The 8049-nt window shown below is 73.8% G+C and carries 5 protein-coding genes; 3 read left to right on the plus strand and 2 right to left on the minus strand.

From position 1 onward, the window contains the following. Positions 1 to 205: 205 nt before the first annotated feature. Positions 206 to 2659, minus strand: coding sequence for a DNA gyrase/topoisomerase IV subunit A (locus tag JFN87_RS30450; RefSeq protein ID WP_209345324.1), 2454 nt, complete (start codon positions 2657 to 2659; stop codon positions 206 to 208). 256 nt (positions 2660 to 2915) lie between these two features. Between JFN87_RS30450 and JFN87_RS30455 the strand changes: the two genes are divergently transcribed. Together JFN87_RS30455 and JFN87_RS30460 are read left to right on the plus strand one after the other, a co-directional pair. Beyond that, complete coding sequence (locus tag JFN87_RS30455) at positions 2916 to 4289, plus strand: M16 family metallopeptidase (protein ID WP_209345326.1); 1374 nt, start codon at positions 2916 to 2918, stop codon at positions 4287 to 4289. A gap of 17 nt (positions 4290 to 4306) precedes the next feature. Beyond that, complete coding sequence (locus tag JFN87_RS30460; RefSeq protein WP_245182561.1) at positions 4307 to 5674, plus strand: M16 family metallopeptidase; 1368 nt, start codon at positions 4307 to 4309, stop codon at positions 5672 to 5674. Between the two features lie 287 nt (positions 5675 to 5961). Here the strand turns inward: JFN87_RS30460 and JFN87_RS30465 are convergent, their stop codons facing one another. Continuing rightward, positions 5962 to 6243, minus strand: coding sequence for an HPr family phosphocarrier protein (locus tag JFN87_RS30465; protein ID WP_209345330.1), 282 nt, complete (start codon positions 6241 to 6243; stop codon positions 5962 to 5964). Positions 6244 to 6335: 92 nt separating this feature from the next. On the opposite strand from JFN87_RS30465, the gene JFN87_RS30470 reads away from it, so the two are divergent. After that, positions 6336 to 8049, plus strand: a 1714-nt coding sequence (locus tag JFN87_RS30470; RefSeq protein ID WP_209345332.1) for a GNAT family N-acetyltransferase, incomplete at its 3' end; no start/stop codon positions are given.

The following is an 8049-nucleotide window of genomic DNA, read 5'->3' on the forward strand; positions in this document are numbered from 1 at the left end:
CCCCCCCCCCCCCCCCCCCCCCCCCCCCCCCCCCCCCCCCCCCCCCCCCCCCCCCCCCCCCCCCCCCCCCCCCCCCCCCCCCCCCCCCCCCCCCCCCCCTTCTCCGGGGGAGGGGGGGGCACCCGCGACACCCGCGAGTGGGGTGCCGAGGCGTGCCCTCCCCCCCCCCGCCGCGCCCGCGCCCGCGCCCACCGCCCCGCGCTCGTCAGAGCGCGGGGCCGGCCAGCGCCGCGATCTCGTGGGTCAGCGGCGTGCCCGAGCCGTCGCGGCGCGGGTCGGGCTCGGGCAGCGCCGCCGCCGAGCCGTTGGCCTTCGCCGCACGCGCCGGGCTCGCGCCCGCCCAGGCGAACACCAGCACGTCCTCGCCCTTCAGGAAGCGCTGGCAGCGCACGCCGCCGGTCGCACGCCCCTTGCGCGGATACTGGTCGAACGGCGTCAGCTTCGCCGTACGCGTCGAGTCGTCCAGCGTGCCGTGCGAGCCGGCCACCGTGAACACGACGCCGTCCTGCGACGGGTCCACCGCCGTGAACGACAGCACCTCCGTGCCCTCGGCGAGCTTGACGCCGGCCATGCCGCCCGCCGCACGCCCCTGCGGGCGCACCTGAGCCGCCTGGTACCTCAGCAGCTGCGCGTCCGTTGTGATGAAGACGAGGTCCTCCTCGCCCGTGCGCAACTCGGCGCCACCCACGATCCGGTCGCCGTCCTTGAGCGAGATGACCTCCAACTCGTCCTTGTTGGACGGGTAGTCGGGCACCACGCGCTTCACCACCCCGAGCAGCGTGCCGAGCGCGAGGCCCGGGGACGACTCGTCGAGCGTCGTCAGGCAGATCACCGTCTCGTCCGCTTCGAGGGCGAGGAACTCGGCGACCGGCGCGCCACCCGACAGGTTCGGGGCGGCCGGAGTCTCCGGGAGCTGCGGCAGGTCGATCACGGACACCCGCAGCAGCCGCCCCGCCGACGTCACCGCGCCGACGTCGCCGCGCGCCGTGGCGGGCACCGCCGAGGCGATCACGTCGTGCTTGACGCGCTTGGCGTCGGCCGCGGGCAGCGGCTCGCCCGTCGCCGTGCGGGCGAGCAGCCCCGTCGACGACAGCAGCACGCGGCACGGGTCGTCCGCCACCTGGAGCGGCACGGGCACCGCCGCCACCGCCGAGCCGCCCTCGATCAGCAGCGTGCGCCGCGGCGTGCCGAACTTCTTCGCCACGGTGGCCAGTTCGGCCGAGACGACCTTGCGCAGCTCCGTGTCCGAGTCCAGGATGCGGGTCAGCTCCGCGATCTCCGCGTTGAGCTTGTCGCGCTCGCCCTCCAGCTCGATCCGGTCGAAGCGGGTCAGCCGCCGCAGCGGCGTGTCGAGGATGTACTGGGTCTGGGCGTCGGACAGCGAGAAGTGCTCCATCAGGCGCTGCTTCGCCTGGGCGGAGTTGTCGCTCGACCTGATCAGCCGGATGACCTCGTCGATGTCGAGGAGCGCCACCAGCAGCCCCTCGACCAGGTGCAGCCGGTCGCGCCGCTTCGTGCGGCGGAACTCGCTGCGCCTGCGCACCACCGAGAACCGGTGGTCCAGGTAGACCTCGAGCAGCTCCTTCAGGCCCAGCGTGAGCGGCTGGCCGTCGACCAGCGCGACGTTGTTGATGCCGAAGGACTCCTCCATCGGCGTGAGCCGGTAGAGCTGTTCGAGCAGGGCCTCGGGCACGAAGCCGTTCTTGACCTCGATCACGAGACGCAGCCCGTGCTGGCGGTCCGTGAGGTCCTTGACGTCCGCGATGCCCTGGAGCTTCTTCGACGAGACCAGGTCCTTGATCTTCGAGATGACCTTCTCGGGGCCGACCGCGAACGGCAGTTCCGTGACGACGAGGCCCTTGCGGCGCGGCGTCACGTCCTCCACCGAGACCGTCGCCCTGATCTTGAAGGTGCCGCGGCCCGTCGCGTACGCGTCCTGCACGCCGGACAGGCCCACGATCCGGCCGCCCGTCGGCAGGTCGGGGCCCGGCACGAACCGCATCAGCGTCTCCAGGTCGGCGCCCGGGTGCTTGATGAGGTGGCGCGCGGCCTGCACGACCTCGCCCAGATTGTGCGGCGGCATGTTCGTCGCCATGCCGACGGCGATCCCGGACGCCCCGTTGACCAGCAGGTTCGGGTAGGCGGCCGGCAGGGTGACCGGCTCGCGCTCCTGGCCGTCGTAGTTGGGCTCGAAGTCGACGGTGTCCTCGTCGATCGACTCCGTCATCAGCGACGTCGCGTCGGCCATCCGGCACTCGGTGTACCGCATCGCCGCCGGCGGGTCGTCATTGCCGAGCGAGCCGAAGTTGCCGTGCCCGTCGACCAGCGGCAGGCGCATCGAGAACGGCTGCGCCATGCGCACCAGCGCGTCGTAGATCGACGCGTCACCGTGCGGGTGCAGCTTGCCCATCACCTCGCCGACGACACGCGCGCACTTGACGTACCCGCGGTCGGGCCTGAGGTTCATCTCGTTCATCTGGTACACGATGCGGCGGTGCACCGGCTTCATGCCGTCGCGCGCGTCCGGCAGGGCGCGCGAGTAGATCACCGAGTACGCGTACTCGAGGAAGGAGCCCTGCATTTCATCGATCACGTCGATGTCGAGGATCCGCTCCTCGAAGTCCTCGGGCGGCGCGGTCTTCGTGCTGCGGCGGGCCATCGCTGCTGCGGCTCCTTCACAGGTCCTGTACGACAACTTGTGCTGCTGACGGGGACCATTGTGGACCGCGCCACCGACAACGCAGGAATCGACCCGTGCCGAGCGCGGCGGACGGAGCGCGAAACGAGCGCGGAACGCGCGTGAATCGTGCCCCGGCGGCCGCGCGGACACCGCGGGAACCCGGGCGCCCGCCGGCTCGCTTGCATACAGTGGCAGGCTGGCACCGACAGCGTCAGTCGCGAGCGAAGGGACGTACATGCCCATGGGTCACACGGCCACCGAGCAGGCCGGTTCAGGCGGCCTGACAGCTACCGAGCACCGCCTGGACAACGGTCTGCGCGTGGTGCTCTCCGAGGACCACCTGACCCCGGTCGCCGCGGTCTGCCTGTGGTACGACGTCGGCTCCCGCCACGAAGTCAAGGGCCGTACGGGACTCGCCCACCTCTTCGAGCACCTGATGTTCCAGGGCTCGGCGCAGGTGAAGGGCAACGGCCACTTCGAGCTGGTGCAGGGCGCGGGCGGCTCCCTCAACGGCACCACGAGCTTCGAGCGCACCAACTACTTCGAGACGATGCCGGCCCACCAGCTCGAGCTCGCGCTGTGGCTCGAGGCCGACCGGATGGGCTCGCTGCTGACCGCCCTCGACGAGGAGTCGATGGAGAACCAGCGCGACGTCGTCAAGAACGAGCGCCGCCAGCGCTACGACAACGTCCCCTACGGCACCGCGTTCGAACGCCTCACCGCGCTCGCCTACCCGGAGGGCCACCCGTACCACCACACGCCCATCGGCTCGATGGCGGACCTGGACGCGGCGACCCTGGAGGACGCGCGCGCGTTCTTCCGCACGAACTACGCGCCGAACAACGCGGTACTCGCGATCGTCGGGGACATCGACCCCGAGCAGACGCTCGCCTGGGTCGAGAAGTACTTCGGCTCCATCCCGTCCCACGACGGCAAGCAGCCCCCGCGCGACGGGTCCCTGCCGGACGTCATCGGCGAGGAGCTGCGCGAGGAGATCCAGGAGGAGGTCCCGGCCCGCGCGCTGATGGCCGCCTACCGGCTGCCGCACGACGGCACGCGCGAGTGCGACGCGGCCGACCTCGCGCTGACCGTGCTGGGCGCGGGCGAGTCGTCCCGCCTCCACAACCGGCTGGTGCGCAGGGACAGGACGGCCGTCGCCGCCGGGTTCGGCCTGCTGCGGCTGGCCGGCGCGCCGTCGCTCGGCTGGCTCGACGTCAAGACGTCGGCCGGAGTGGAGATCCCGAAGATCGAGGCCGCCGTCGACGAGGAGCTGGCCCGCCTCGCCGAGGAGGGCCCGACGGCCGAGGAGATGGAGCGCGCGCAGGCCCAGCTGGAGCGCGAGTGGCTCGACAGGCTCGGCACCGTCGCCGACCGCGCCGACGAGCTGTGCAGGTACGCCGTCCTGTTCGGCGACCCGCAGCTGGCGCTCACCGCCGTGCAGCGCGTACTCGACATCACCGCCGACGAGGTCAAGGCCGTCGCCGCGGCCCGCCTGCGCCCCGACAACAGGGCCGTCCTGGTGTACGAGCCGCTGCCGGCGGAGGACGACGCCGAGGGTGCGGCCGACGCGGCCGGGCAGACCGACGAGCAGGAAGGTGCGGCCAAGTGACCGAGGCCACCACGACCATGGACCGCCACCCGCGGCCGCAGGCCGGCGACGCCAAGCCGTGGGCGTTCCCCGCGCCCGGGCGCGGCGCGCTGCCCAACGGCCTGACCGTGCTGCGCTGCGACCGCCCCGGCCAGCAGGTCGTCGCCGTCGAGGTGTGCCTCGACGCGCCGCTCGACGCCGAGCCCGAGGGCCTCGACGGCGTCGCCACGATCATGGCGCGCGCCCTGTCCGAGGGCACCGACAAGCTGAGCGCCGAGGAGTTCGCCGCCGAGCTGGAGCGCTGCGGCGCCACGCTCGACGCCCACGCGGACCACCCGGGCGTCAGGGTGTCGCTCGAGGTGCCGGTCAGGCGCCTGCCCAAGGCGCTCGGCCTGGTCGCCGACGCGCTGCGGGCGCCCGCCTTCGCCCCGAGCGAGGTCGAGCGGCTCGTACGCAACCGGCTCGACGAGATCCCGCACGAGACGGCCAACCCGGGCAGGCGCGCGGCCAAGCAGCTCTCCAGGGAACTCTTCCCCGCGTCGCTGCGCATGTCGCGGCCCCGCCAGGGCACCGAGGAGACCGTCGCCCGCATCGACGCCGCGGGCGTACGCGCCTTCTACGAGGCGCACGTGCGCCCCGCGACGGCCACCGTGGTCGTCGTCGGCGACCTCGCGGGCGTCGACGTGGACCAGGTGCTTGCCGAGACCCTCGGCGCCTGGACGGGCGACGCGGGCACCCCGCGTCCGGTGCCCGCCGTCACGGCGGACGACGCGGGCCGCGTGGTGATCGTGGACCGGCCGGGCGCCGTCCAGACGCAGCTCCTGATCGGCCGCGTCGGCCCCGACCGGCACGACCGCGTGTGGCCCGCGCAGGTGCTCGGCACGTACTGCCTCGGCGGCACGCTGACCTCGCGCCTCGACCGCGTCCTGCGCGAGGAGAAGGGCTACACGTACGGGGTGCGCGCCTTCGGGCAGGTGCTGCGGTCCTCCGCGGACGGCACGGGCGCCTCGCTGCTCGCGATCAGCGGCTCCGTCGACACCGAGTCGACCGGGCCCGCCCTCGACGACCTGTGGAAGGTGCTGCGCACGCTCGCGGCCGAGGGCCTGACCGACGCGGAGCGCGACGTCGCCGTGCAGAACCTCGTGGGCGTCGCGCCGCTCAAGTACGAGACGGCCGCGTCCGTCGCCGGCACGCTCGCCGACCAGGTCGAGCAGCACCTGCCGGACGACTTCCAGGCCCGGCTGTACGCGCGCCTGGCCGAGACCGGCACCGTCGAGGCGACGGCCGCGGCCGTGGCGGCCTTCCCGGTCGACCGCCTGGTCACGGTGCTCGTCGGGGACGCCTCGCGCATCAAGGAGCCGGTCGAGGCGCTGGGCATCGGCCCCGTCACGGTCGCCGGCGGCTGACGGGCACGCCGTGCGCGGCCGGGCATCCGGCCGCGCACGGGCCCGTGCCGGGCACAGTCCCGGCCGGGCGCGCGGGCCGTGGCCCGCATCACCGCACGCGCCATGCGCGTCGCACGGCAGCCCCGACGCGCGAGCGCGAGGCGGCGAGGCGAAAACCGCGGCGCGCGCGTCTACGCGTACGAGTCCCGGGCACGCGAACGGCCCTGCGCCGGGCGTGTGTGCGCCCGGCACAGGGCCGGTGTCCTTCCGGATGCGCGGCCGGGGATGCTGCCGCGCGCGCCGGAGCGTCAGACGGTCTCGGGCAGCTCGTCGAGCCCCTCGGCGACCAGCTTCGCCAGACGGTCGAGCGCGACCTCGGCGCCGTCCGCGTCGGAGGCGAGCAGGATCTCTTCACCGCCCTGGGCGCCCAGGCCGAGCACGGCCAGCATCGACGCGGCGTTGACGGGCGAGCCGCCCCCCTTGGCGATGGTCACGGGCACGCCGGAAGCCGTCGCGGCGCGGACGAAGATGGAGGCGGGGCGGGCGTGCAAGCCCTCGGCCCAACCGACGTTGACACGGCGCTCAGCCATGGTGTTGCCCTTCAAATCTGACGCAGGTTGTCTAGACCAGTCTCTCACGCGTCGGCGGAGCCTCCCGGGACGGCCCGCCGTAGGCTTTCGCCATGGAGAAACCCTCCGACGCCTACCCGGCCCACTGGGAAGCAGACGTGGTGCTCCGCGACGGAGGCACCGCGCGGATCCGGCCCATGACGCCCGGGGACGCGGGCCGGCTCGTCAGCTTCTACGAACAGGTCTCGGACGAGTCCAAGTACTACCGCTTTTTCGCGCCCTACCCCCGGCTTTCCGACCGGGACGTGCACCGCTTCACCCACCACGACTACGTCGACCGGGTGGGGCTCGCGATGACGGCGGGCGGCGAGATCATCGCGACCGTGCGCTACGACCGCATCGGACCCGACGGGCGCGCGGCGTCGGGCGCGGCGGCCGACGAGGCCGAGGTCGCCTTCCTCGTCCAGGACGCGCACCAGGGCAGAGGCGTGGCGTCGGCGCTGCTCGAACACATCGCGGCCGTCGCGCGCGAGCGCGGCATCGGGCGGTTCGCGGCCGAGGTGCTGCCGAACAACCGCAAGATGATCAAGGTCTTCACGGACGCCGGGTTCACCCAGCGGCGCAGCTTCGAGGACGGCGCCGTGCGCCTGACGCTCGACCTGGAGCCCACCGAGCAGTCGCTCGCCGTCCAGCGCGGCCGCGAGCAGCGGGCGGAGGCACGGTCGGTGCAGCGGCTGCTCGCGCCCGGGTCCGTCGCCGTCGTCGGCGTCGGGCGTGAGGAGGGCGGGGTGGGGCGCAGCGTGCTGCGCAACCTCGTCGCGGGCGGCTTCGCCGGACGCCTGCACGCCGTGAACGCGGCGTTCGCGCCGGACGTCACGGAGATCGACGGGGTGCCGGCCGCGCGGTCCGTCGGGGAACTGGCGTCCCCCGTGGACCTCGCCGTCGTCGCCGTCCCCGCCGAGCGCGTGCCCGAGGTGGTGGAGGACTGCGGCGAGCACGGCGTGCAGGGGCTCGTGGTGCTGTCGGCCGGGTACGCGGAGAGCGGGCCCGAGGGCAGGGCGCGCCAGCGCGAACTGGTGCGCAGGGCGCGTAGGTACGGGATGCGTGTCATCGGGCCCAACGCGTTCGGGATCGTCAACACGGCCGACGCCGTCCGCCTCAACGCGTCTCTCGCGCCGGCGTCGCCCGCGCAGGGGCGCATCGGCCTCTTCACCCAGTCGGGCGCGATCGGGATCGCCCTCCTCGCCGGGCTCCACCGGCGGGGCGCGGGCCTGTCGTCGTTCATCTCGGCGGGCAACAGGGCGGACGTGTCGGGCAACGACTTCCTGCAGTACTGCTACGAGGACCCCGACACGGACGTCGTGCTCATGTACCTCGAATCCATCGGCAACCCGCGCAAGTTCACCCGCCTCGCGCGGCGCACGGCCGCCGAGAAGCCGGTCGTGGTGGTCAAGGGCGCGCGCCACAGCGGGACCATGCCGCAGGGGCACGCGGTCCCGGCGATCCGCGTCCCCGACGCGACGGTCTCGGCGCTGCTGCGCCAGGCGGGCGTGGTGCGCGCGGGCACGGTCACCGAACTCGTCGACGCGGGCATCCTGCTCGCCGGCCAGCCGCTGCCCGCGGGTCCGCGTGTCGCGATCCTCGGCAACTCCGAGTCGCTCGGCCTGCTGACGTACGACGCGTGCCTCACGGAGGGGCTGCGCCCGCTGCCGCCGCGCGACCTGACGACGTCGGCCACGGCGGACGACTTCCGCGCGGCGCTCGAACAAGCGCTGCACGACCCGGGCTGCGACGCGGTGGTCGTCACGGCGATCCCGGGCGTCGCCG

The sequence above is a fragment of the Streptomyces montanisoli genome, assembly GCF_017813245.1.
GTDB lineage: Bacteria > Actinomycetota > Actinomycetes > Streptomycetales > Streptomycetaceae > Streptomyces > Streptomyces montanisoli.